The 22,106-nt window shown below is 71.0% G+C and carries 19 protein-coding genes and 2 pseudogenes; 12 read left to right on the plus strand and 9 right to left on the minus strand.

Translation table 11 applies throughout. The annotated features are described in order from the left end of the window. Window positions 1–16: 16 nt before the first annotated feature. A complete protein-coding gene (locus tag Prum_RS23175) occupies window positions 17–1,870 on the minus strand; it encodes a serine/threonine-protein kinase (RefSeq protein ID WP_173078408.1) in 1,854 nt (617 codons plus the stop codon). A gap of 135 nt (window positions 1,871–2,005) precedes the next feature. On the opposite strand from Prum_RS23175, the gene Prum_RS23180 reads away from it, so the two are divergent. Beyond that, a complete protein-coding gene (locus tag Prum_RS23180) occupies window positions 2,006–3,574 on the plus strand; it encodes an acyl-CoA mutase large subunit family protein (protein WP_173078409.1) in 1,569 nt (522 codons plus the stop codon). Window positions 3,575–4,002: 428 nt separating this feature from the next. Continuing rightward, window positions 4,003–5,266: pseudogene (locus Prum_RS23185) on the plus strand (amidohydrolase). A 101-nt stretch (window positions 5,267–5,367) separates the two neighbouring features. On the opposite strand, the gene Prum_RS23190 reads toward Prum_RS23185, so the two are convergent. Beyond that, window positions 5,368–6,267 (minus strand): DUF4349 domain-containing protein, encoded by a 900-nt coding sequence (locus Prum_RS23190; RefSeq protein ID WP_173078410.1) that lies wholly within the window; start codon window positions 6,265–6,267, stop codon window positions 5,368–5,370. Window positions 6,268–6,350: 83 nt separating this feature from the next. Between Prum_RS23190 and Prum_RS23195 the strand changes: the two genes are divergently transcribed. From Prum_RS23195 to Prum_RS23210, 4 genes are all read left to right on the plus strand, one after another. Further along, the gene (locus tag Prum_RS23195; protein WP_173078411.1) at window positions 6,351–6,980 is read left to right on the plus strand and encodes an MBL fold metallo-hydrolase; all 630 of its coding nucleotides are present in this window, start codon (window positions 6,351–6,353) and stop codon (window positions 6,978–6,980) included. Continuing rightward, a complete protein-coding gene (locus Prum_RS23200) occupies window positions 6,980–7,828 on the plus strand; it encodes a hypothetical protein (protein WP_173078412.1) in 849 nt (282 codons plus the stop codon). Before Prum_RS23195 ends, Prum_RS23200 begins: the two co-directional genes overlap by 1 nt. A gap of 127 nt (window positions 7,829–7,955) precedes the next feature. After that, window positions 7,956–8,738 (plus strand): SCO6745 family protein, encoded by a 783-nt coding sequence (locus tag Prum_RS23205; protein ID WP_173078413.1) that lies wholly within the window; start codon window positions 7,956–7,958, stop codon window positions 8,736–8,738. 9 nt (window positions 8,739–8,747) lie between these two features. After that, entirely contained in the window at window positions 8,748–9,707 is a 960-nt protein-coding gene (locus tag Prum_RS23210; RefSeq protein ID WP_246278040.1) for a GNAT family N-acetyltransferase, read from the plus strand. On the opposite strand, the gene Prum_RS23215 is transcribed toward Prum_RS23210, so the two are convergent. Continuing rightward, the gene (locus tag Prum_RS23215; RefSeq protein WP_173078415.1) at window positions 9,659–10,114 is read right to left on the minus strand and encodes a gamma-glutamylcyclotransferase; all 456 of its coding nucleotides are present in this window, start codon (window positions 10,112–10,114) and stop codon (window positions 9,659–9,661) included. The genes Prum_RS23210 and Prum_RS23215 overlap by 49 nt on opposite strands. A gap of 72 nt (window positions 10,115–10,186) precedes the next feature. On the opposite strand from Prum_RS23215, the gene Prum_RS23220 reads away from it, so the two are divergent. Beyond that, on the plus strand, window positions 10,187–11,590 hold the full coding sequence (locus Prum_RS23220) for an NAD(P)H-quinone dehydrogenase (protein ID WP_173078416.1): 1,404 nt from the start codon (window positions 10,187–10,189) through the stop codon (window positions 11,588–11,590). On the opposite strand, the gene Prum_RS23225 is transcribed toward Prum_RS23220, so the two are convergent. After that, window positions 11,547–12,173: a DedA family protein gene (locus Prum_RS23225; protein ID WP_173078417.1), complete on the minus strand. Its 627-nt coding sequence runs from the start codon at window positions 12,171–12,173 to the stop codon at window positions 11,547–11,549. The genes Prum_RS23220 and Prum_RS23225 overlap by 44 nt on opposite strands. A gap of 258 nt (window positions 12,174–12,431) precedes the next feature. Between Prum_RS23225 and Prum_RS23230 the strand changes: the two genes are divergently transcribed. From Prum_RS23230 to thrS, 4 genes are all read left to right on the plus strand, one after another. Next, complete coding sequence (locus tag Prum_RS23230; protein ID WP_173078418.1) at window positions 12,432–14,021, plus strand: circularly permuted type 2 ATP-grasp protein; 1,590 nt, start codon at window positions 12,432–12,434, stop codon at window positions 14,019–14,021. Beyond that, window positions 14,015–14,953 carry an alpha-E domain-containing protein gene (locus Prum_RS23235; RefSeq protein ID WP_173078419.1) on the plus strand — a complete coding sequence of 313 codons (939 nt, stop codon included), beginning with the start codon at window positions 14,015–14,017 and terminating at the stop codon, window positions 14,951–14,953. The genes Prum_RS23230 and Prum_RS23235 overlap by 7 nt, the downstream gene beginning before the upstream one ends. Before the next feature lies 1 nt (window position 14,954). Beyond that, a complete protein-coding gene (locus Prum_RS23240; protein ID WP_246278041.1) occupies window positions 14,955–15,818 on the plus strand; it encodes a transglutaminase family protein in 864 nt (287 codons plus the stop codon). A gap of 156 nt (window positions 15,819–15,974) precedes the next feature. After that, window positions 15,975–17,162, plus strand: coding sequence for a threonine--tRNA ligase (thrS, locus tag Prum_RS23245; RefSeq protein WP_173078420.1), 1,188 nt, complete (start codon window positions 15,975–15,977; stop codon window positions 17,160–17,162). 59 nt (window positions 17,163–17,221) lie between these two features. On the opposite strand, the gene Prum_RS23250 is transcribed toward thrS, so the two are convergent. The 4 genes from Prum_RS23250 to Prum_RS23265 are packed head-to-tail and all read right to left on the minus strand — an operon-like array spanning window position 17,222 to window position 19,940. After that, window positions 17,222–18,013: an ABC transporter permease gene (locus tag Prum_RS23250; protein WP_173078421.1), complete on the minus strand. Its 792-nt coding sequence runs from the start codon at window positions 18,011–18,013 to the stop codon at window positions 17,222–17,224. Beyond that, complete coding sequence (locus Prum_RS23255; RefSeq protein ID WP_173078422.1) at window positions 18,010–18,978, minus strand: ABC transporter ATP-binding protein; 969 nt, start codon at window positions 18,976–18,978, stop codon at window positions 18,010–18,012. Before Prum_RS23255 ends, Prum_RS23250 begins: the two co-directional genes overlap by 4 nt. Then, window positions 18,975–19,469: a MarR family winged helix-turn-helix transcriptional regulator gene (locus Prum_RS23260; protein WP_246278042.1), complete on the minus strand. Its 495-nt coding sequence runs from the start codon at window positions 19,467–19,469 to the stop codon at window positions 18,975–18,977. The genes Prum_RS23255 and Prum_RS23260 overlap by 4 nt, the downstream gene beginning before the upstream one ends. Before the next feature lie 24 nt (window positions 19,470–19,493). Further along, window positions 19,494–19,940 carry a DoxX family protein gene (locus tag Prum_RS23265; protein ID WP_173078423.1) on the minus strand — a complete coding sequence of 149 codons (447 nt, stop codon included), beginning with the start codon at window positions 19,938–19,940 and terminating at the stop codon, window positions 19,494–19,496. 92 nt (window positions 19,941–20,032) lie between these two features. On the opposite strand from Prum_RS23265, the gene Prum_RS23270 reads away from it, so the two are divergent. Further along, window positions 20,033–20,602 carry a TetR/AcrR family transcriptional regulator gene (locus Prum_RS23270; protein WP_173078424.1) on the plus strand — a complete coding sequence of 190 codons (570 nt, stop codon included), beginning with the start codon at window positions 20,033–20,035 and terminating at the stop codon, window positions 20,600–20,602. 64 nt (window positions 20,603–20,666) lie between these two features. Here Prum_RS23270 and Prum_RS23275 read toward each other — a convergent pair. Continuing rightward, window positions 20,667–22,105 (minus strand): annotated as a pseudogene (locus Prum_RS23275) (GuaB1 family IMP dehydrogenase-related protein). Window position 22,106 lies beyond the last annotated feature (1 nt).

The raw sequence follows: 22,106 nt of genomic DNA on the forward strand, positions 1-22,106 counted from the left end.
CCGAGGGTCGAGATAGTTACGCGGCGGTCACCTGGAATGTCCGGACCATCTCGTCGAAGATCTGCTTGCTCTCCGCGAACCGGCTCTCCGGCGTGGTCAGGTAGAACGAGTACGCCTTGCCCTCCAGCACGATGGCCCGCCACACGCCGTGCCGCATGCTGTCGCCCGAGCCGCAGGTGTACTCCAGCTCACTGGCCGGCTTGCCGGCCACGTCGACCTCGTTGAGCCCGATCTGCGTGTACGGGCGGGCGCAGTTCTTGCCCGCGTTGCTCTTCAGGCGAGCGCCGGCGTTCTCCATGTACCTGCTCGGCTCGGCCTTGGAGTTTTCGATCAGGATGCGCACCCGGCGGCCGCTGTCCTCCGGGTCGGTGTAGTCGATGAAGAGGCCGCCGGTGCCCTTCTTCCAGCCGGCCGGCACGTTGACCGAGACGCCGCGCGCGGAGTGCGTCTGCGTGTCGAACGCGGCTGCGGCCGGCGCGGTGCTCGACGTGCCCGCCTGCGCCGGCGCGTTGTCGACGTCGTCACCGCCGCTGAGCAGCATGATGCTGCCGATCAGCAGCACCGCCGTGGCACCGGCCGCCGCGGCGATCTGGACGTTGCGGGGCCAGCCCCGGACGGCGGTCAGCAGGCTGGTCCCGGTGCGGCGGGCCAGCTCCAGGGCGGCCGTGGCGCGCCCGGCGGGCTGCTGGCCGGGCGCGGGCGGCCACCCCGGCTGCTGCTGTGGTGGTTGCAGCTGCCAGGGCGGGGCCGGCTGGGCGCTGGTGGGCTCGTCGAACGCCCGGGACCTGCCGGTCGGCTGGGTGGTGTCGGCGGAGTTCGTCTTCTGCAGCTCGCGCAGCCGGTCGGTGAGGGACTCGTCGGGCGAGAGCATGGCCCGCCCGCCGATCTGGCCGCTGGGCTGCGGTGCCGGGACCGGCGGAGGCGGCTGCCAGCTCGCGCGCTGGCTGGGCACCACGGCGTACGGGTCGGTCATCATGTGCGCGGGCGCCTTGCTGGCCAGCGGGCCGGCGAGCAGCTCGCGCAGCATGCTCCGGGACAGGTTGACGTCGTACCGCCGGGACGGGTCCTTCTCCAGCAGACCGAAGAGCACCTGGGTGAGGGCGCCGGCCCGGGTCGGCGGCGCCGGCGGGTCTTCGACCACCGCGTGCATGGTCTCGATCGGGTCGCCCTTGTCGAACGGCGGCCGCCCCTCCACCGCTGTGTAAAGCGTCACACCGAGCGAGAAGAGGTCGCTGGGCGGCCCGAAGTCCTGGCCCATCGCCCGTTCGGGGGAGATGAAGTGCGGCGAGCCGAGCACCATGCCCGGCGTGGTGAGCTGTACGTCGGTGGGCATCCGGGCCACGCCGAAGTCGGTGAGCACGCACCGGCCGTCGGTGCAGATCAGCACGTTGGCCGGCTTGACGTCGCGGTGCAGCACGCCGACCGCGTGGGCGACCTCCAACGCGCCGAGCAGGGCGATCCCGATCTTGGCGACCGCCCGCTGGGCGACCGGGCCATCCTCGATGATCATGTCGGCCAGGCTGCGGGCGTCGAGCAGCTCCATCACGATCCACGGCCGGCCGCCCTCGTGCACGACGTCGTAGACCTGGACCACAGACGGGTGCTGCAGGGCCGCGGCGGCGCGGGCCTCGCGCAGCGTCCGCTCGTACATGGAGTCACGATCGCTGGGCGCCAGGCCGGGCGGCAGGATGACCTCCTTGACCGCCACGTCGCGCCGGAGCAGGGTGTCCGCGGCACGCCACACGGTGCCCATGCCGCCGTGGCCTACCGCTGCTCGCAGGGCGTACCGCCCGCCGATCGTGGTGCCTGGTGCCGCGCGTCCGTTAGTGGGGTTGACCTGTCCGCCACTCCACGTCGGAATCTGAGTCACTGGAAATGCCACCGAGGGGGATAGGGGGCCGGGAATCCAACCCCCTATCTTGCGGGGTAGTTCGCCCAGAGAAAAGTCATGGGCTCCAGTTCACTGGCTGTGGTCGGGTGACCCCTCTGTGCTTACGATCCGGTGATGAGCGAGTCGGGTTTTCCCATCAAGCCCGTGTACGACGCCGGCGACCTGCCCGGGGACCTCGCGTCGAAGCTGGGTGAGCCGGGTGAGTACCCGTACACCCGGGGCGTGTACCGGACGATGTACACCGCGCGGCCGTGGACCATGCGCCAGTACGCCGGCTTCGGCACCGCGGCGGAGTCCAACGCCCGCTACCACCAGCTGCTCGCCGCCGGCACGACGGGCCTGTCGGTCGCGTTCGACCTGCCCACCCAGATGGGGTACGACTCGGACGACCCGATGGTCCACGGCGAGGTGGGCAAGGTCGGTGTGGCGATCGACTCGATCGACGACATGCGGCTGCTCTTCGACGGCATCCCGCTCGACCGGGTCTCGACGTCCATGACGATCAACGCGCCGGGCTCGGTGTTGCTGCTGCTCTACCAGCTCGTGGCCGAGGAGTCGAGGGTGCCCGGCGCCGCCCTGAACGGCACGATCCAGAACGACATCCTGAAGGAGTACATCGCCCGCGGGACGTACATCTACCCGCCGAAGCCGTCGCTGCGGTTGGTCGCGGACACGTTCGCGTACTGCCGCAAGGAGATCCCGAAGTGGAACACGATCTCCATCTCCGGCTACCACATGGCCGAGGCGGGCGCGACACCCGTGCAGGAGATCGCGTTCACGTTGGCCAACGGCGTCGAGTACGTCCGGGCCGCGCTCGCCGCCGGCCTCGCGGTCGATGACTTCGCACCCCGGCTGTCGTTCTTCTTCGTGGCCCGGACCACGCTGCTGGAGGAGGTGGCGAAGTTCCGCGCCGCCCGGCGGATCTGGGCCCGGCTGATGCGTGTGGAGTTCGGCGCGCAGGACCCGAAGTCGTGGATGCTGCGGTTCCACACCCAGACCGCGGGCGTACAGCTGACCGCGCAGCAGCCGGAGGTCAACCTCGTCCGGGTGGCCGTACAGGGACTGGGCGCGGTGCTCGGCGGGACCCAGTCGCTGCACACCAACAGCTTCGACGAGGCGATCGCGCTGCCGACGGCCAAGGCGGCCCGGCTCGCGCTGCGTACGCAGCAGGTGCTGGCGTACGAGACCGACCTCACGTCCACTGTGGATCCATTTGCGGGGTCCTACGTGGTGGAGTCGATGACCGACACGATCGAGGCCGAGACGGTGGCTTTGATGGATCGGGTCTTCGCGTACGGCTCGTCGGTGGAGGCGATCGAGGCGGGGTTCCAGAAGCGCGAGATCGAGACGTCGGCGTACCGGGTGGCCCAGGAGATCGACTCGGGCGAGCGGGTGGTGGTGGGTGTCAATCGCTTCACCCTCGCGGAGGAAGAGCCGTACGAGCCGCTGCGGGTGGACCCGGCGATCGAGGCGGCGCAGGCGGCCCGGCTGTCGGATCTCCGGCAGGCACGGGACTCGGCGGCGGTGGAACGCGCGCTGTCTGACCTGCGTACGGCCGCCGCGGGTACGGAGAATGTGCTGTACCCCATGAAGGAAGCGTTGCGTGCGCGTGGCACCGTTGGAGAGGTCTGCGGGGCACTGCGCGAGGTCTGGGGCGTGTACCGGCCTACGGATCGCTTCTGACCTGCACTCTTGTTGAACACAGAGCTCGTTGAACCCCAAAAGGAATGCGAGCCGTATTCACGGGTACTCCGTGGAACGGACGGCCTGTGCGTGGCGTCGGATCTTCGTCGTGCCACGTTGGCCGTCCGCCGGCGCAAACCGCGGATCGGCCTACAGGCGGATGTCTGCTGAGCGGCTTTGAGTAGATGATCTGGTTTGTCTGGCGTCGAACGTGACCGATGCGACCGTCACGCGTTGTAGGAGGTGTGGGACACATGGCAGCGTTGGATGACGACGCTAATCGTGTCCCTCAGCTCGCCGAACGCTCCTACCAGGGCATTCGTAACGCTGCGCGATCCAATCGCTACCAGAACGATGTTGCGCAGCGTCACCGTTCGGGGTCTAGGCTGTCCGAGTCCTATCCCATTCACAGTGATCGAGAATCCGACGTGACGAGTGCGTTGACGCTGCCCCAGAGTGGCAGTTCGCTGGCGTCGTCTTGGCCTGAGACGCCACCCGGTGCAGACCCCCTGCCAGGTCAGTTGGACCGTTGGCTCGCCTCCCGGGGGCCGAACTGGTAGCCGTACGCCGTCACATTCACGCGCATCCGGAGCTCTCGAACCAGGAGTTCGAAACCGCGGCCCTGGTGGCTCGAGAGCTTGCCGTTGCTGGACTTTCGCCGCGTTTCCTCCCAAAGGGGAACGGGGTGATCTGTGATATCGGACACGGCGACCGGGTGATCGCGCTTCGCGCGGATCTCGACGCGCTGCCGCTGATGGACACAAAGGACGTTTCCTACCGGTCCACTGTGGATAACGCGGCGCACGCGTGCGGTCACGACGTGCACACGACGGTGCTTCTCGGTGTTGGTTTGGCGCTGGCCCAACTCGCCGAGCGCGACGAACTGCCCGGCCGCGTGCGGTTGCTTTTCCAGCCGGCCGAAGAGTGCATCCCGTCCGGTGCCCCCGAAGTGATCGCCGCGGGCGGCCTCAAGGACGTCGCCGGCATCTACGCGCTGCACTGCGCGCCGCAACTGCCCACCGGACTCGTGGGTGTGCGCTCCGGGCCGTTCACCGCGGCAGCGGACACGGTCGAGGTACGGCTGACCGGCCGCGGCGGCCACACCGCCCGTCCGCACCTGACCGCCGACCTGGTGCACGCGCTCGGCCGCGTGATCGTCGACGTGCCGTCGCTGCTCGACCGGCGGGTCGACCCGCGGGCCGGCGTCTCCATGGTGTGGGGCCGGGTGCACGCGGGTGAGGCGTACAACGCGATCCCGGGCGAGGGCAGCGTCAAGGGCACCGTGCGGGTGCTCAACCGCGACGCCTGGCGTGAGGCCCCGAGCTGATCACGCAGCTCGTCCAGGACGTGGTCGCCGGCACCGGCGCCAAGGCCGAGGTGGTCTACACCCGCGGCGTCCCGCCGGTGATCAACGACCGGATGGCCTCGGCGATCATCGCGGGTGCGGCGGGTGCCGCGCTCGGCCCCGACCGGGTGGTCGAGGCCGAGATCAGCATGGGCGGCGAGGACTTCGCCTTCTACCTGGACCAGGTGCCCGGCGCGATGATCCGGCTCGGCACCGGCATCCCCGGGTCGGACGTCAAGCTCGACATCCACCAGTCCGGCTTCGACGTGGACGAACGCTGCATCGGTTACGGCGTGCGCGTCATGGTCCACACGGTCCTAGCCGCCCTGAGCGCCCCGCTCCTCTAGCTCCCGCTCCCAGCTCCCGCTCCCAGCTCCCGCTCCCAGCTCCCGTGATCAAGGCGTCCTTCAAGTCGTTACAGCGACTTGAAGGACGCCTTGATCACGCTTTAGGGGGTGGGTGGGGTTGGTACCGGGCGGCGGACGCGGCGGCGGAGCCACAGCACCGCGACCACGGGCACGGCCAGCACCGCCAGCCAGGGCAGGAGGGCGCCCAGGACCGTCAGCAGGACGCCTAGGCTGGCTACCAGGGCGGTCCAGCCGCCCTTGAGGCCGACGAGGAAGCCGGTCTCGTCCTCCTCGGGCGAAGGCACTTGGGCACCCGGGCCGAGCAGGGTGACCGTGATCGTGGACAGCGCCGTCAGGTCGTCCATCCGGCGCTTCTTCGCCTCCAGCGACGCGAGGTCCGCCTCCCGCTTGGCCAGCTCGCCTTCGAGCAGGATCAGGTCGTTGAGGGTCTTGGCCTGGGCGAGCAGCCGCCGGCCGCTCTCCACCCGGGCGCGCTGGCTGGCAATCCGGGCGTCCAGGTCGAGCGCCTCTTCGGTGACGTCCTCGGTGTTGATGTCGCGCTGTTCCTGCTTGCCCAGCCCGGCCAGCCGGTCGACCACCGAGGAGAACTTGTCCGCCGGCACGCGCAGGGTCAGGGATGCCTCGGCGTACGAGTCGTTGCTGGCCCGCTTGTCCCCGCCGATGAAACCGCCCACCCCGGTGACGATCGAGGTGGCCGCCGACGCGGCGCGGGACACGTCGTCGACGCGTACCGTGATCGAGCCGGTGTAGATGATCGCCCGCTCGTCCAGGCGGAACTTGACCGGTGCGCCCGCGTCCGCGTCGGCGCCCGGCTTGGCGGCTTCGCCCTGCGCCGGGGCTTCCGGAGCCGCGCCCGCGCCCTCCCGCTGCGCCACGCCGGCGGTCGAGCTGTCGCCGCTGTCATCACCACTACCGCAACCGGCCAGCACGAGGGCTGCCGCCAAAGCCACTGTCGTATTGCCCCACCACTTCGTTCGCATGTTTCCTCCGACGGGACGCGCCCACACACTGGTTCCGGCAGACTGCGCAGGAGGAGTCACGGTTCGAGGACGAGGAGGTCACGATGCGGTTGACGAAGTACGGCCACTCCTGCGTACGGATCGAGCGCGAGGGTGCGGTCCTGGTCATCGACCCCGGCGTGTTCAGCAGTCGGGCCGCCCTCGACGGGGTCGACGCCGTGCTGGTCACCCATGAGCACTTCGACCACCTCGACGTGGACGCCGTCACCGAGGCGTACCGGAAGCGGCCCGGACTCAAGATCTACGCACACGCCGACGTGGCGTCCAAACTGGACCAGATCCAGGCTGCGGTGACCACAGTGGAGCCGGGGCGGTCGTTCGAGGCGGCCGGATTCGCGGTACGGGCGTACGGCGGGTTGCATGCGATCAACCACCCGGACATCCCCCGGGTGGCCAACCTCGGCTACCTCGTGGAGCACGAGATCTACCATCCGGGCGACTCCTTCGAGGTACCCGACGACGCTGAGGTGGGCACCCTCTTCATACCCGTCTCCGCGCCCTGGCTGAAGCTGTCCGAGTCGATCGAGTTCGCCCGCGCGGTCAAGCCGCGCCGGGCGTTCGCGCTGCACGACGGGATCCTCAACGAGGCCGGTCTGACCATCGTCAACACCCACCTGACCAGGCTTTCCGGCACTGAGTACAGGTGGCTGGAGCCCGGGACTACGATCAGCTGATGCGCGCCGACGTCGTCGAGCGGCTCTACACCGCGCCGCCGGACGGGTTCGTCACCGCCCGGGACGAGGCGGTCGAGGCGGCCCGGGTGGCCGGTGACCTCGACGCCGCCCGCGAGATCGGCAAGCTGCGCAAGCCCACCGTGGCCGCCTGGCTCGTCAACCTGCTCGCGATCCACCGCACCGACCTGATGGGCGAGCTGGTCGAGCTGTCCCGGGCGCTGCGGGCCGCCCAGCGCGACCTGCGGGGGCCACAGCTGCGGGAGCTGTCCGCCCAGCGCCGGCAGGCCGTCAACGGGCTGGTCGCGGAGGCGCGCCGGCTCGCGATCGAGGCCGATCCCGGGCTGTCCCGGGCCAAGCTGCCACTGAACGAGGTCGAGGCGACCCTGACCGCGGCACTGTCCGATGAGGAGGTCGCCGCCCAGGTGCGCTCCGGCCGGCTGGTACGCGCCACTGCGTACCAAGGCTTTGGCGAGGTCCCGCGGCCGCAACTGCGCCTCGTGACCGCGCCCGAGCCGACGGCCCCCGCGCCCCCAAAGGAGGATCGGCGGGCGCCGCTGCGGAAGGAGCTGGCGGCCGCGCGTACCGCGGAGAAGGCGGCGGAGGCGGAGCTGGCCAAGGCCGTGGCGGCCGAGCGGCGCGGCGCCGAGGCTCTTGCCCAGATCGAGGCGGAGCTGGCCGAGATCGAGCGGCGCCGGGCGGCCGCGGACGAGGAGGCCGGCCGGCGCAAGCTGGCGCGCAAGGCCGCGGAACGCGCCGCCGCGGCCGCCCGGCGGCGCGCCGGCGAGGTGGAAGCCGCGCTGGAGGCGCTCGACCCGGACGGCATCGGGAAGGCACAATCTGGCGGGTGAGCTCGCACGGTGGCGCGGCGGCGTCTTTTCTGCGGCGACGCGGTGCGTCACCGCTCGCGGACACCGCCGCCGTAGGAAAGGCGGCGCCTTCGGGCGCCGCTGTGCGAGCTCACCAGGGAGGCACAGCGTGACCCCGGAACAGGCAGCCGCCGCCGCGAAAGCGGGCGTGCTGGAGCTGGGCGGGGCGTTCAGCGAAGATCCGCGTACGCTGCGCCGGGCCCGCCTGATGGGCCTGTCCGGCTGGGCCTTCTACGTCGCGGGCCGGGGCGGCGCCCTGGGTGACGTGCGCACCGACACGGTCGCGGCGGCGCTGGGCTTCATCGCGCCGGAGGCGGTCGTGGACGGGTGGGAGGCGGCCCGCCGGGTGGTGCCGCCGACCGAGGTGGCCGCCAAGCGGCTGGCCGAGTGCTGCCGCTGGGGCGTGGAGCATATGTCGGACTTTCCGCGCATCGACCGCCTGGTGGAGCTGGTGCAGCGGATCGTGGTGTCCGCCGACCCGGCCGCGATGCCGCTCTTCGCGGCGTGGCGGGCGATGCCGGTGCCGGACGACGCGCCTGCGGCCCGCGCGGCGGTGCTGCTGCACCTGCTGCGGGAGTTCCGCGGCGGCGGGCACCTGCTGGCGGTGCGCGCGAGCGGGCTCACCCCGCTGGAGGCGATCATCGCGGGCCCGGACGGGGAGGCCGGCGCGGTCGCGTTCGGCTGGCAGCCGCCGTACCCGCCGATCGGGCCGCTGGTCCGCCGTCGCATGTGGGCGGAGGCGGTGACCGACCGGATCACCGCGAGCGCGTTCGCGGTGCTGGAGTCCAACGAGCGGGTCGAGCTGGTCGGGCTCCTGGACAGCGCGCTTAATCTGGCCCAGACGTTGCCGGCCGCGGTAAATGGGGAGCGCGGGCAGCAAGCGGCGAGTTGAATGCTGCCTATGGACTTTCGCCGGCCCACCCTCGACGACGTCCCGGCGATCCTCGCCGTGGTGAGCGACCAGCCCGACTTCGGCGCTGACGACGTGCGGGAGGCGCTGACCGCCCCGTCCTTCGACCCGGCGCGCGACTCCTGGCTGGCGCTCGCTCCCGACGGGACCGTGGTGGGCTGGGCGTACCTGGACAACCCCAACGGTGGTGACCGGGAGTTCGTCGAGGTGTACACGCATCCGGCCGACGGCGGCGCCGCGCAGCGCCCGCTGCTGGACCTGCTGCTGGCCCGGGTGGCGGAGCGGGCCGCCGAGGCCGGCCACCCGTCGGTCACCGTCCGCGCCGGGGCGCTGCCGTCCGAGGAGAGCTACATCGGCACGTTGCGCGCCGCCGGCTTCGAGTTCGTCAAGCGGTACGCCCGGATGAAGCGTTCGCTGGCCGACCTGCCGCCCGCCGAGCCGCTGCCGCCGGGGGTGATGATCCGGCTGGTCCGGGCGGACGACGACGCCGACATGCGCGAGTTCCACCGGATCCTCGACGCCGCATTTCGGGATATACCGGACTATGCACCACTGACGTACGAGCAGTGGCGCGACAAGATCGCCGCGCTGCCGAGCGTGGCGTGGGACGAGTGGTTCGTGGCGTCCGTCGACGGCGAGCCGGCCGGCATCCTGCAATCCGCCGACCAGGCGATCGAGCAGAACGAGGGCTGGGTGAAGTACCTCGGCGTGCTGCGCGCGCACCGCCGCCACGGGGTCGGGGCGGCGCTGCTGGCCAAGGCGTTCGCCGTGTACGCCGCGAAGGGCCGCGACCGCGCCGGGCTGGGCGTCGACCTGACCAACCCGACCCGGGCCGCGAGCCTCTACACGTCCGTGGGGATGAGCCCGGCGTACGAGGCGGACATGTACGAGCTGGTGATCGCTCAGGGAGACGCGGTGCGCGTCGGGCGGGCCCGGAGCGCGGCCACGTAGTCGTCCGGCGCGCCGGCCTTCTCCGCGGCGTTGGAGATCTCCGACAGGTACCAGGCGGTCGGCATGCCGCCCTCGTAGCCGTCGAAGACGTACACCCAGGCGGTGAGCTCGCCGTCCAGGGTGACCACCCGGACCGTCAGCTTCCGGTACGTCTCCGCGACGACGCCCTCGACCTCGTCGAGCTGCGCCGCGTCCCAGGGGTGCACGTCGTACAGCGCGACGAAGACCCGGTCACCTGGTGACTCGACTATCGTCGTGACGGCGCCTTCCCAACCGATCACCCCCTCGCCGGCAAAGGTGAGCCGCCAGCCTTCCAGCCAGCCGGTGCCCACCATCGGCGAATGCGGACAGTAAGCACGCATCCGAGCGGGGTCGAGGTTAGAGCCATACGCGGCGTAATGACGCACGGCGATGACGATAGCCCGGCGGACCGGTAGGGGAGAATACGACGGAGCGTGTCGGATCCTTCTGGGGGCAAAATGAGTCGCATCGTGATCATCGGCGGAGGCCCGGCGGGGTACGAGGCGGCACTCGTCGCCGCCCAGCTCGACGCCGAAGTCACCGTGGTCGAGGCGGATGGTGCCGGTGGTGCCTGTGTGCTGTCCGACTGCGTCCCATCGAAGACCTTTATTGCCAGCTCAGCCGTGGTGACCGGATACCGGGACACGGAGGAGTTCGGCGTCGACTCGGACGGCCTGGAGGCGGTGACGGTCGACGCGGCAGCCGTGCACGAACGGGTCAAACGGCTCGCTCTCGCCCAGTCCGGCGACATCCAGGCCAAGCTGATCAAGGCGGGTGTGAACTTCGTCCACGGTCGGGCGCGTCTCGGCGACGACACGCTCGGTCACACGCACCAGGTGCGGGTGACCACCCATGGCAGTGACTCACCGTATTCGATCGACGCCTCCACCGTGCTGATCGCCACCGGCGCCACGCCCCGGGTGCTGCCCGACGCGGTCCCGGACGGCGAGCGGATCCTGACCTGGCGCCAGGTGTACGACCTGCCGGAGCTGCCCGACCACCTGATCGTGATCGGGTCCGGCGTCACCGGCGCCGAGTTCGCCAGCGCCTACCTGGCCATGGGGATCAAAGTCACACTGGTCTCCAGCCGCGACCGGGTCATGCCGCACGAGGACGCCGACGCGGCCGCCGCCATCGAGGAGGTGTTCCGCTCCCGGGGGATGGCGATCCTCGGCAACTCCCGGGCGTCGGCGGTGCGCCGGGACGGCGACGGCGTACGGGTCGAGCTGGCCGACGGGCGCACGGTCGTCGGCTCGCACGCCCTCATGGCCGTCGGCTCGGTGCCCAACACCGCCGACCTGGGCCTCCCGCAGTACGGCGTCGAGGTGGCCAAGGGCGGCTACCTCACCGTCGACCGGGTCTCGCGTACCAACGTGCCGGGCATCTACGCCGCTGGCGACTGCACCGGCATCCTCCCGCTGGCCAGCGTCGCCGCCATGCAGGGCCGGATCGCCATGTGGCATGCGCTCGGCGAGGCGGTCCAGCCGCTGCGGCTGCGCACCATCTCCGCCAACGTCTTCACCGACCCGGAGCTGGCCACCGTCGGCGTCTCGCAGAACGAGGTGGACTCCGGCAAGGTCCCGGCCCGTGCCGTGATGCTGCCGCTGAACGGAAACGCCCGGGCCAAGATGGACGACCTGCACGACGGCTTCGTCAAGCTCTTCTGCCGGCCCGCGACCGGCACGGTGATCGGCGGCGTCGTGGTGTCGCCGAAGGCCAGCGAGCTGATCCTGCCGATCACGATGGCCGTGGAAAACCACCTCACCGTGGACCAACTGGCCCACACCATCACGATCTACCCATCACTGTCCGGCTCGATCACCGAGGCGGCTCGCCAGCTGATGCTGCACTCTCTGGAATAGGGATGGTCGGCCCTTTTAGGGCGAGTGCCCAGCCGGCTGCGGCGAAGATCACGGCGGCGAGCGCGGCCACGGCCACCAGCCGCCAGGCCGACTCGGTCAGGGCCGCCCCGCCGAGGTGGCCGACCAATCCGCCGTACGAGGCCCAGCCCAATGCCGCTGCGGCCTCGTACGACAGGAAGAGGCGGGCCGGGTAGCGCACCCGCCCGGCCTGGAAGCAGGCGGCCATCCGTCCACCGGGGACAAACCGGCACATCAGGATCACCATCGGACCGGGCCGTCGCAGCCCGCGGGTGAACCGGGCAGCCGCCTGGCGGGCCCGCCCCCGCGCCGGGTGGGGCAGCTCAGGGCGCGGCCGGGTGGATCGTCCGAGCAGGTAGCAGACCAGGTCGCCGGTGAACACGCCGAGCGCCCCCACCATGATCGTCACCGGGAGGCTGAGGTCCCCGTACACGGTCAGCGCGCCACCGGTGATCATGACGGCTTGGGTGGGGACGACCGGCACGAAGGCGTCCATGGCAAGCAGGGACATCAGCACGAGGTACGCGGTGAGGGGCGACGCGACGCTTGCGAGCAGGTCGGTCACTGGAAACCCCCATTCCCCGCGTCAGGATAGTTTCCGACACCGTGGGCGAGGGCGCTATTTCCTCTCAGCGATCTCTCAGCTCGTCTTTCGCGGCGCCTTCGCCGGCAGGCGTACCGTTGCTGGTGAGCGCAGGATCGCCGCCGGGTCCCCCGTTCTCGGCGTGCGCCGCGCTCGTGGACCGGCGGCAGGTCCCGTGCCGCCGGTCCACCATGTAGATCGCGTTACCGGCGCGCAACGAGATCGGCGTAGCGTCAGGCCATGGCGGACTTGTTCGAGGATTACCGCCTCGGCCCGGGATGGGACGAGATGTTCGGCGAGCCGAGCATGCCCCGCCCCACGTACGAGGCGTTGCATGCCACCCTTCAGCCTCTGTCCAGTGCTGAGCTGGGCATCCGCGCGGAGGTGCTGGCGCGGGCGTTCCTCGACCAGGGCATCACGTTCGCGCTCAAGGGTGTCGAGCGGCCCTTTCCGCTCGACATCGTGCCGCGCATCATCGCCGCCGACGAGTGGCGGGTGGTCGAGGCCGGCGTAGGGCAGCGGGTCAAGGCCCTGGAGGCGTTCCTCGACGACGTGTACGGGGCCGGCCAGGTGCTCGCCGACGGCGTCGTACCCCGGCGCATCGTCGTCACCAGCGCGCACTTTCACCGCGAGGCCGCCGGGATCAATCCCCACAACGGGGTACGGATCCACGTGGCGGGCGTCGACCTGATCCGCGACGAGCAGGGCACGTTTCGGGTGCTCGAAGACAACGTCCGGGTCCCCTCCGGGGTCAGCTACGTGATGGAAAACCGGCGGGCCATGGCGCACGTGCTGCCCGAGGTGTTCGCCGCCACCCGGATCCAGCCGGTCGAGTCGTACCCCGGGCAGCTGTTGCGGGCGCTGCGCGCCGCGGCGCCGGTCGGGATCAGCGAGCCCACGGTGGTGGTCCTTACCCCCGGCGTACACAACTCCGCCTATTTCGAGCACGCCCTGCTGGCCCGTGAGATGGGCGTCGAGCTGGTGGAGGGGCGCGACCTGGTCTGCGTGGGCAACGAGGTGGCGATGCGGACCACCGCGGGCGAGCAGCGGGTCGACGTCATCTACCGGCGGGTCGACGACGAGTTCCTCGACCCGGTGCACTTCCGGGCCGACTCGGTGCTCGGCTGCGCAGGGCTGATCAACGCCGCCCGCGCCGGCCGGGTCACCATCGCGAACGCGGTCGGCAACGGGGTCGCCGACGACAAGCTGCTCTACACGTACGTGCCAGACCTGATCCGGTACTACCTGAACGAGGAGCCGATCCTGCCCAACGTGGAGACCTACCGCCTCGACGAGGACCCGGACGTGCTGGCCCACGTGCTCGACCGCCTGGACGAGCTGGTGCTCAAGCCGGTCGACGGCTCGGGCGGCGCCGGCATCGTCATCGGCTCCCAGGCCACCGACGAGCAGTTGGCGGCCGTACGCGAGCGGATCGAGGTCGACCCGCGCGGGTGGATCGCGCAGCGCGAGGTGGCGCTGTCGATGGTGCCGACGCTGGTGGGCAACCGGCTGCGCGCCCGGCACGTCGACCTGCGCCCGTTCGCGGTGAACGACGGCGAGAAGGTGTGGGTGCTGCCGGGCGGGCTGACCCGGGTGGCGCTGCCGGAGGGGGCGCTGGTCGTCAACTCCAGCCAGGGTGGCGGCTCCAAGGACACCTGGGTGCTGACCGAGTCGGCCACGCTGGCGGACGAACCCTCGGCGGTGGATCCGCCCATCGTGGTCGTGCCGAGCCCGCACAGCCCCGATCCGGGCCCGGCGGGTGGCCCGGTGGCGGTGCAGCAGCAACAACAGCAGCAGTCGGCCCGTTCGTCTGGAGCGCCCCCATGCTGAGCCGGATCGCGGAGTCCCTCTACTGGATCGGGCGGTACGTCGAGCGCGCCGAGGACACCGCGCGCATCCTCGACGTACACCTGCACCGGATGCTCGCGGACCCCTGGGTCGACGAGGAGACCGCGTGCCGGTCGCTGCTCGGCGTGATGGGCGTGTCCCCGATCGAGCAACCGGTGTCCGCGGCCCGGGTGGTGGGGCTGCTCGGCCTGGACGAGCACAACCCCAGCTCGGTGGTGGGCGCGCTGGCGGCCGCCCGGGAAAACGCCCGCGGCGCCCGCGAGACCGTCTCGTCGGAGATGTGGGAGACGCTCAACGCGACCTGGCACGGCCTGCCCGACGCCCGGCGGCGGGTCGAGCAGCAGGGCGTGCACGCGTTCTTCCGGTGGGTACGGGAACGCTGCTCGGTGCTCGCCGGGCTGACCGACGCCACGATGAGCCGCGACGAGGGCTGGCTCTTCCTGGTGCTCGGGCGCAGCGTCGAGCGGGTCGACATGACCGCCCGGCTGCTGTCCACCCACGTACGCGCCGGCGGCAGCATCCCGTCCTGGCTGACCCTGCTGCGCTCGTGCGGCGCCTGGGAGACGTACCTGCGGACGTACCGGGGGTCGCTGGACGACCGGCACGCGGCCGAGTTCCTGCTGCTGGACCGGCTCTTCCCGCGCTCGGTCTTCGCGGCGCTGTCGACCGCGGAGTCGTGCCTGGCCGAGCTGGAGCCCGACCCCAGCCGCGCGGGCGTCGCCACCGACGCGCAGCGGATCGTCGGCCGGTCCCGCACCAACCTGGAGTTTCGCGGCGCCGACGAGCTGATGGCCGACCTGGGTACCGTGCTCGCCGGGCTGGAGCGCACCTGCTCGCAGGTGAACGACGCGGTGTCCCGCCGGTACTTCCGCCAGACGTCAGCGGTGCTGTGGCTCTCCGAGGCGGTGGCCTGACGTGAGTCCTTCCAGTTGGCGGCTGCGGTTGCAGCACAAGACCGGGTTCACGTACGCGGGCAAGGTTGGCGCGTCGTACAACGAGGCCCGGATGTCGCCGCGCAACGAGGCCCGGCAGGCCGTGCTCGACGCGCGGGTGGAGGTGTGGCCGCCGGCGCGCACCTACCGGTACGAGGACTACTGGGGCACGATCGTCACCGCGTTCGACGTGCAAGCCACGCACGAGGCGCTGCAGGTCACCGCGACCGCGACGGTGGAGACCCTGCCGCCCGGCGACCTGCTCGGCGCGGACGGCGGCGCGGACTGGGCCGCGCTGGCGGTGCCGGAGAACATCGACCGCTGGCACGAGCTGCTGCTGCCGACCCCGCGTACCGCCCTGGACGAGGAGCTGACCGAGCTGTCCGAGCGGCTGCGCGGCGAGCACCCGACCCCGCACGCCGCCGCGCTGGCCACCTGCACGCTGGTCCGCGAGGAGGTCGAGTACCAGGCCGGTGCGACCGGGGTGCAGACGGACGCCGTACAGGCGTGGCGGCAGCGCAAGGGCGTCTGCCAGGACATCAGCCACCTCACGGTCGGCCTGCTGCGGGCGATGGGCACGCCCGCCCGGTACGTCTCGGGTTACCTGCATCCGTCGCCGGCCGCCGGGATCGGCGAGGCCGTCGTCGGGCAGAGCCACGCCTGGGTGGAGTGGTGGGTCGGCCGGTGGACGGCCTTCGACCCCACCAACGGCATCCCGGTGGGGGAGCGGCACGTCGTGGTCGGGCGCGGCCGCGAGTACGGCGACGTGCCGCCGCTCAAGGGCGTGTACTCCGGCCCGAAGAACAGTGGGCAGGGCGTAGAAGTCACTGTGACGCGGCTGCGGTAGCGGCTATCCTCTGTCGTTATGCGAAGCGCGCTTGTCACTACGACGCCGGGAAGTCCCGGCATGCCTTCGTGATGCGCTGATCCGACAGGCCCCGGGCGACTCCGCCCGGGGCCTTCGTGTGTCTCCGGGTGGGTTGCCCCTCAAAAGGAGACGACGATGATTGACCATCGCAAGCTCGGCCGCGAGCTCGACCTCTTCCACTCCGACCCGCTCGCCGGTGCCGGTCTGCCGATCTGGCTGCCGGCCGGGGCGGCCGCCCGGCACGCCGTCGAGGAGTACGTCCGCGAGCTGGAGCGGCGGGCCGGGTATCAGCACGTGTACTCGCCGCCGCTGGCCAAACGCCAGCTCTTCGAGCTGTCCGGCCATCTGCCGCACTTCGCCGACGACATGTTTCCGATCATGCGGGTGTCGGCGGACGACGAGTTCGCGCTGCGGCCCGCGCTCTGTCCGTACCACGCCTTGGTTTTCCGATCCCGGGGACGGTCCTATCGCGACCTTCCACTTCGGATCGCGGAGCTCGGCGGCATGTACCGCGCCGAGCGTTCGGGCGTACTCGGCGGGCTGAGCCGGGTGCGGTCCATCTGGCTCAACGACGCGCACAACTTCTGCGCCCTCGACCAGGCTGGTGAGGAGATCGCCGCGATCCTGGAGATGATCCGGCGGGCGCACGCGGCGCTGGGCGTACGGCCGGCTGGCTTCCGCCTGTCACTGCGCGGCACCGGTGGCAAGTACGTCGACAACCCGCCGATGTGGGACCGCGCCGAGGCGGTGCTGCGCGATGTGCTCCGCGCGCAAGGAGTTTCCTATGTGGAGGCTGCGGACGAGGCGGCCTTCTACGGGCCGAAGATCGACGTACAGGTGGTCGACGCGGCCGGCCGCGAAATGACCCTCTCCACCGTGCAACTCGACTTCCACCAACCCGAGCGGTTCGATCTGTCCTATGTGGATAGCGGTGGTATGCGCCGCCGGCCGGTCATCGTGCACCGCAGCATCGTGGGCAGCATGGAACGCCTCTTCGCGTACCTCATCGAGGTGCACGAGGGCGCCTTTCCGATGTGGTACGCCCCGGTGCAGCTGGAGATCCTGCCGGTCGGCGACGTCGCCGTGGACGGGTTCTTCCGGGCCGCCGTCGAGGCGGGGCTCCGCGCGCAGGTCGCCGCCGAGGGCTCCCTGGGATCCCGGGTACGCGACGCGGCCCACCGCCGGGTGCCGTACGCCGCCGTCATCGGGGCGCGCGAGGCGGCCGACGGCCGGGTGTCGCTGCGGCTGCGGGATGGGCGGGCGCTGGATGCGATGCCAGCGCCGGAGGCGCTGGAGTTGCTCGTGTCGGACGCGCGGCCTTAGTGCAAGGAAGGGCCCCTTGTTATCGCTTTTTGCATAACAAGGGGCCCTTCCTTGCAAGATCAGTTGATGGCGCGGCGCATGAAGCCGCGGATCCCGATCGCCGTGAAGAGCGCGCCGGAGCCGAGCAGTACGACGATGCACAGCCACGGCGGCATGTGCGGCACGTCGGGCACCACGGCGGCGCGTACCGCCTCGGACAGGTACGTCAGCGGGTTCAGCGCGGTGACCACCTGGAACCACCGCATCGAGTCCAGCGACTGCCACGGGTACTGGGTCGCGCCGGTGAACATCAGCGGAGTCAGGATGACCGCGAAGATGACGCTGATCTTCGATGGCGGGACCATCGTGCCGAGGGCCAGCCCGATGCCGGCCCCGACCCAGCTGCCCAGGATGAGGCTGACCACCAGCAGCCACACTCCGTCGGAGTGCCACGGCGCCGAACCGAGCACGAGCGCGCCGACCGGAAACATCACCACCGCCGCGGCGAGCGCCCGCAGCACGGCGAGCAGCAGCTTCTCCACCGCCACCAGGTACGTCGGCAGCGGCGCGAGCAGCCGGTCCTCGATCTCCTTGGTGAAGCTGAACTCCATGATCAAGGGGAACGAGACCGTCTGCAGCGCGGTGAGGAACGCGGTCAGCGCCACGATGCCGGGCAGCAGCAGGTGGGCGTAGTCGTCGCTGACGTACCCGCCGGCGTTGAGCACCTTGGCGAAGACGAACAGCATGAACAGCGGCTGGAGCGCCACCTGGGCCAGGAAGACCCAGAACTCCTTGCCGGTGACGAAGACGTCCCGCCACAGGATGGCGCGGAAGGCCCGGCCCGGGGTCGGCTGTGCGTCGAGAACCGTCATCGCAGTCCCCTTCCGGTGAGGTCGATGAAGACGTCTTCCAGGCTCGCCGTTCCCATGTGGACATTCGTCACGATGGCCGACCGTCCACTCAGTACGGTGATGGCCGGCCCGAGGACGGCCGCCGGCTCGACGGTCAGGTAGAGCCGGATCGAGCCGCCCGGTCCCGGCGCCACTGATTCGCCGCGCTCGACGCCGGCGACGTCGCCCAGCGCGACGATCAGCTTGTCGGTGTCGTCTCCGTCCGCCGGCGTGACCGACAGGTCGAGCACCGCCTGCCCCGCCAGCCGGCGGGTCAGCTCGGCCGGCGTGTCCAGCGCGAGCAGCCGGCCGTGGTCGACGATGCCCACCCGGTCGGCCATCTCGGCGGCCTCGTCCATGTCGTGCGTGGTCAGCACCACCGTGACGCCCCGCGATCGCAGGTCGCGCACCCGCTCCCACATGAACAGCCGCGACTGCGGGTCGAGGCCGGTCGTCGGCTCGTCGAGGAAGAGCACCTTCGGCTCGTGCATCATGGCTCGCGCGATCATCAGCCGCTGGGCCATCCCGCCCGAGTACCAGTCGACCTTGACGTCGGCCTGCTCAAGCAGGCCGAACTCCTCCAGCATGGCCGCCGCCTTGGCGTTGCGCTCCGCGCGCGGCACACCGTGGTACGCCGCGTGAAAGGCCAGATTCTGCCGCGGCGTGAGTGACCGGTCCAGGTTGCTCTGCTGGGGTACGACGGCGAAGTGGCGCTTTCCCCCGACCGGGTCGCGGATGACGTCGATCCCGGCGACGCTCGCCGCGCCGGAGGTCGCCTTGACGCGGGTCGTCAGCACGCCGATCGTGGTCGACTTGCCGGCGCCGTTCGGCCCGAGCAGGCCGAAGATCTCGCCCGGCTCGACCGTGAACGTCAGCCCGTCCACGGCGTTGACGTCGCGTTTCGGGTATCGCTTGACCAGGTCGCGGACTTCTACCGCGGGTGTCATGGGCTGTCCTCCCCGTTGGACATGACGATGGGATGTGGTGTGCCGGCTTCGGCGGCCAGCGTGCCGATCAGCTCCAGCAGGAACTCGCGGATGACGGCCGCCTTGGCCGGGTCGGCGTCGACCGAGGTCAGCGGGCGCGGGTTGCGCAAGATGCTGAGCAGCGACTGAGCCAGGACGCCGCCGTCCAGGGTCAGCGCGAGCCGTACGGCCCGCCGGTCGGCGGCGTCGCGCTTGCGCTCGACCAGTCCGGCCTTTTCCAGCGTGTCCACGATGCCGGTGAGCGTGGCCGGACGTACGTAGCACAGCTCGGCCAACTCACCGTGGCTCGACCCGCCGCGATGCCGGAGCGTGAGGAGCACCGCCATGCCGGCCTGGGTGAGTCCGAACTTCTCGGCCAGCACACGGTTCCACCGCTGGGACGTCAGCTGTCCAGCGACAGCGATCAGACGCCCCAGCGGTGCCTCGTGCAGCATCGCCAGCTTCGATTCCACGAGGACATGTTAGCCCCCTGATATTTAGGTGCCAAACAGAATTGCCACCGCCGCGCCGACGAACACGACCTGCAGGGCCGTACGCGGGCCGAGCGGGGTCACCGCCTTGCCGCCGAGGGTGAGCTTGCGGCGGGCCGCGGAGACGTTCGCCGGAAACATCGCCAGCATCAACAGCGCCAGCCCGGCGGCGGCCCACGGCGCGGTGACCGGGATGAGCAGCCCGACCGCGCCGGCCAGTTCGAGCACGCCGGTCACGGCGACCAGCAGGTCCGGCCGGGGCAGTCTCGGCGGGACCATGGCGACGAGGTCGGCGCGGCGCTTCCCGGCGAAGTGCGCCAGCCCCGTGAGCACGAACATCAGGGCGAGCCCGACGCGCAAGGCGGGCTGCCAGCCGTCGACGGCGTCGACCCCGGTGAGACCGGCCACGCGGGCGACGACGAAGCCGGCGATGAGGGCGATCAGCGGTGCCATGAGAGGGGCCTCCGTCTCGGGTGCGTAACTTGTCGCTGACAAGATAGCTCCCCGGGGTGGCATCTTGTCAATGGCAAGTTAGAGTGAGGGACATGACAGAGAGGCGCCCGTACCACCATGGCGACCTGCGCCGCACGCTGCTGGCGGCCGCGGTCGACGCGATCAGCGAGTCCGGGCCGGCCGCGCTCAGCCTGCGCGAGCTGGCCCGGCGCGCGGGCGTCTCGCACGCGGCCCCGGCCCATCACTTCGGCGACAAGGCCGGGCTGCTGACCGCGCTCGCAGTCGAGGGCTTCGACCTGCTCGCCGACGCGCTGAACCAGGCGCGGGAACGCACCGGGAGCCTGCTCGAAGCCGGCGTGGCGTACGTGCGGTTCGCGGTGGAGCACCGGGCGCACTTCGAGGTGATGTTTCAGCCCAGCCTGTACAACGAGGACGACCCGGAGCTGGCTGCCGCGCAGGAGCGAGCCGGCGCCGCGCTGAGCCACGGGGTGGCCGCGCTGCCCGAGCCGCCGGCCGGCCACGACGCGCGCCTCGCCGGCCTGTCCGCGTGGTCGATCGTCCACGGCTTCGCCACGCTCTGGCTCGCCGGCGCGCTGCCCCCCGTCGTCGGCGACGACGCCGGCGAAGCCGCCCGCCTGGTAATCCGCCGCCTCTTCAACTGACCCCACGTGTTAGGAGGGGTCCCTTGCTATGCAAAAAGCGTTAACAAGGTGCCCTTCCTTGCGGCTACCAGCTGGTGGGTAGGGGCATGCCTTCGGTGTAGCCGGCGGCGCTCTGTACGCCCACGACCGCGCGCTCGTGCAGTTCGGCCAGCGTCGAGGCGCCGGCGTACGTGCAGGCGCTCCGTACGCCCGCCACGATCTCGTCGATCACGTCCTCGACGCCGGGGCGGGCCGGATCCAGGTACATCCGGGCGGTGGAGATGCCCTCCTCGAAGACCGCCTTGCGGGCCCGGTCGAACGGCGTGTCCTCGGCCGTACGGGCGCTCACGGCGCGGGCCGAGGCCATCCCGAAGTTCTCCTTGTAGCGCCGGCCGTCCACATCGGTGTAGAGGTCGCCGGGGGACTCGTACGTGCCGGCGAACCAGGAGCCGATCATCACGTTGGACGCGCCCGCCGCGAGGGCCAGCGCCACGTCGCGCGGGTGCCGTACGCCGCCGTCGGCCCACACGTGCTTGCCCAGCTCGCGGGCGGCCGCGGCGCAGTCCAGCACGGCGGAGAACTGCGGCCGCCCGACGCCCGTCATCATCCGCGTGGTGCACATCGCACCGGGACCGACGCCCACCTTCACGATGTCGGCGCCCGCCTCGATCAGCTCCCGGGTGCCCTCGGCGGTCACCACGTTGCCGGCCGCGATCGGCACCCCGGGTCGAGCGCGCGTACGGCCCGGAGCACGGAAAGCATGCGCTCCTGGTGGCCGTGCGCGGTGTCCACGACGAGCGTGTCGGCGCCCGCCTCCAACAGGGCGGCCGCCTTGCCCGCCACGTCGCCGTTGATGCCGATCGCGGCCGACACCCGCAGCCGTCCCTTGCCGTCGAGCGCCGGGCGGTACAGCGTGGCGCGCAGGGCGCCCTGCTTCGTGAGTACGCCGACCAGGCGCCCCTCGATGTCGACCACCGGCGCGAAGCGGCGCCGCCCGCCGGACAGCCGGTCGAAGCCCTCCCGCGGGTCCGCCTCGGCCCGTACGGTCAGCAGCTCGGTCGACATGACGTGCCGCACCTGGGCGAACCGGTCCACCCCCTCGCAGTCGGCCTCGGTGACCACGCCGACCGGGCGCCCATCCGCGTCCACGACGACGACCGCGCCATGCGAGCGCTTGGGCAGCAGGTGGATGGCGTCGCCGACGGTGTCGGTCGGGCCGAGCGTGATCGCGGTGTCGTGTACGAGGTGGCGTTGCTTCACCCAGGAGACGACGTCGGCCACCACGTCGATCGGGATGTCCTGCGGGATGACCGCGATCGCGCCCCGCCGGGCCACCGTCTCGGCCATCCGGCGCCCGGCCACGGCCGTCATGTTCGCCACGACGATCGGGATCGTCGTGCCGGTGCCGTCGCCGGTGGTCAGGTCGACGTCGAGCCGGGACCCGACCTCCGACCGGACCGGTGCCATGAAGACATCGCTGTACGTCAGGTCGTGCGCGGGGACCGCGCCGTTGAGAAACCGCACT

Source organism: Phytohabitans rumicis, from assembly GCF_011764445.1.
Classification (GTDB): Bacteria; Actinomycetota; Actinomycetes; order Mycobacteriales; family Micromonosporaceae; genus Phytohabitans; species Phytohabitans rumicis.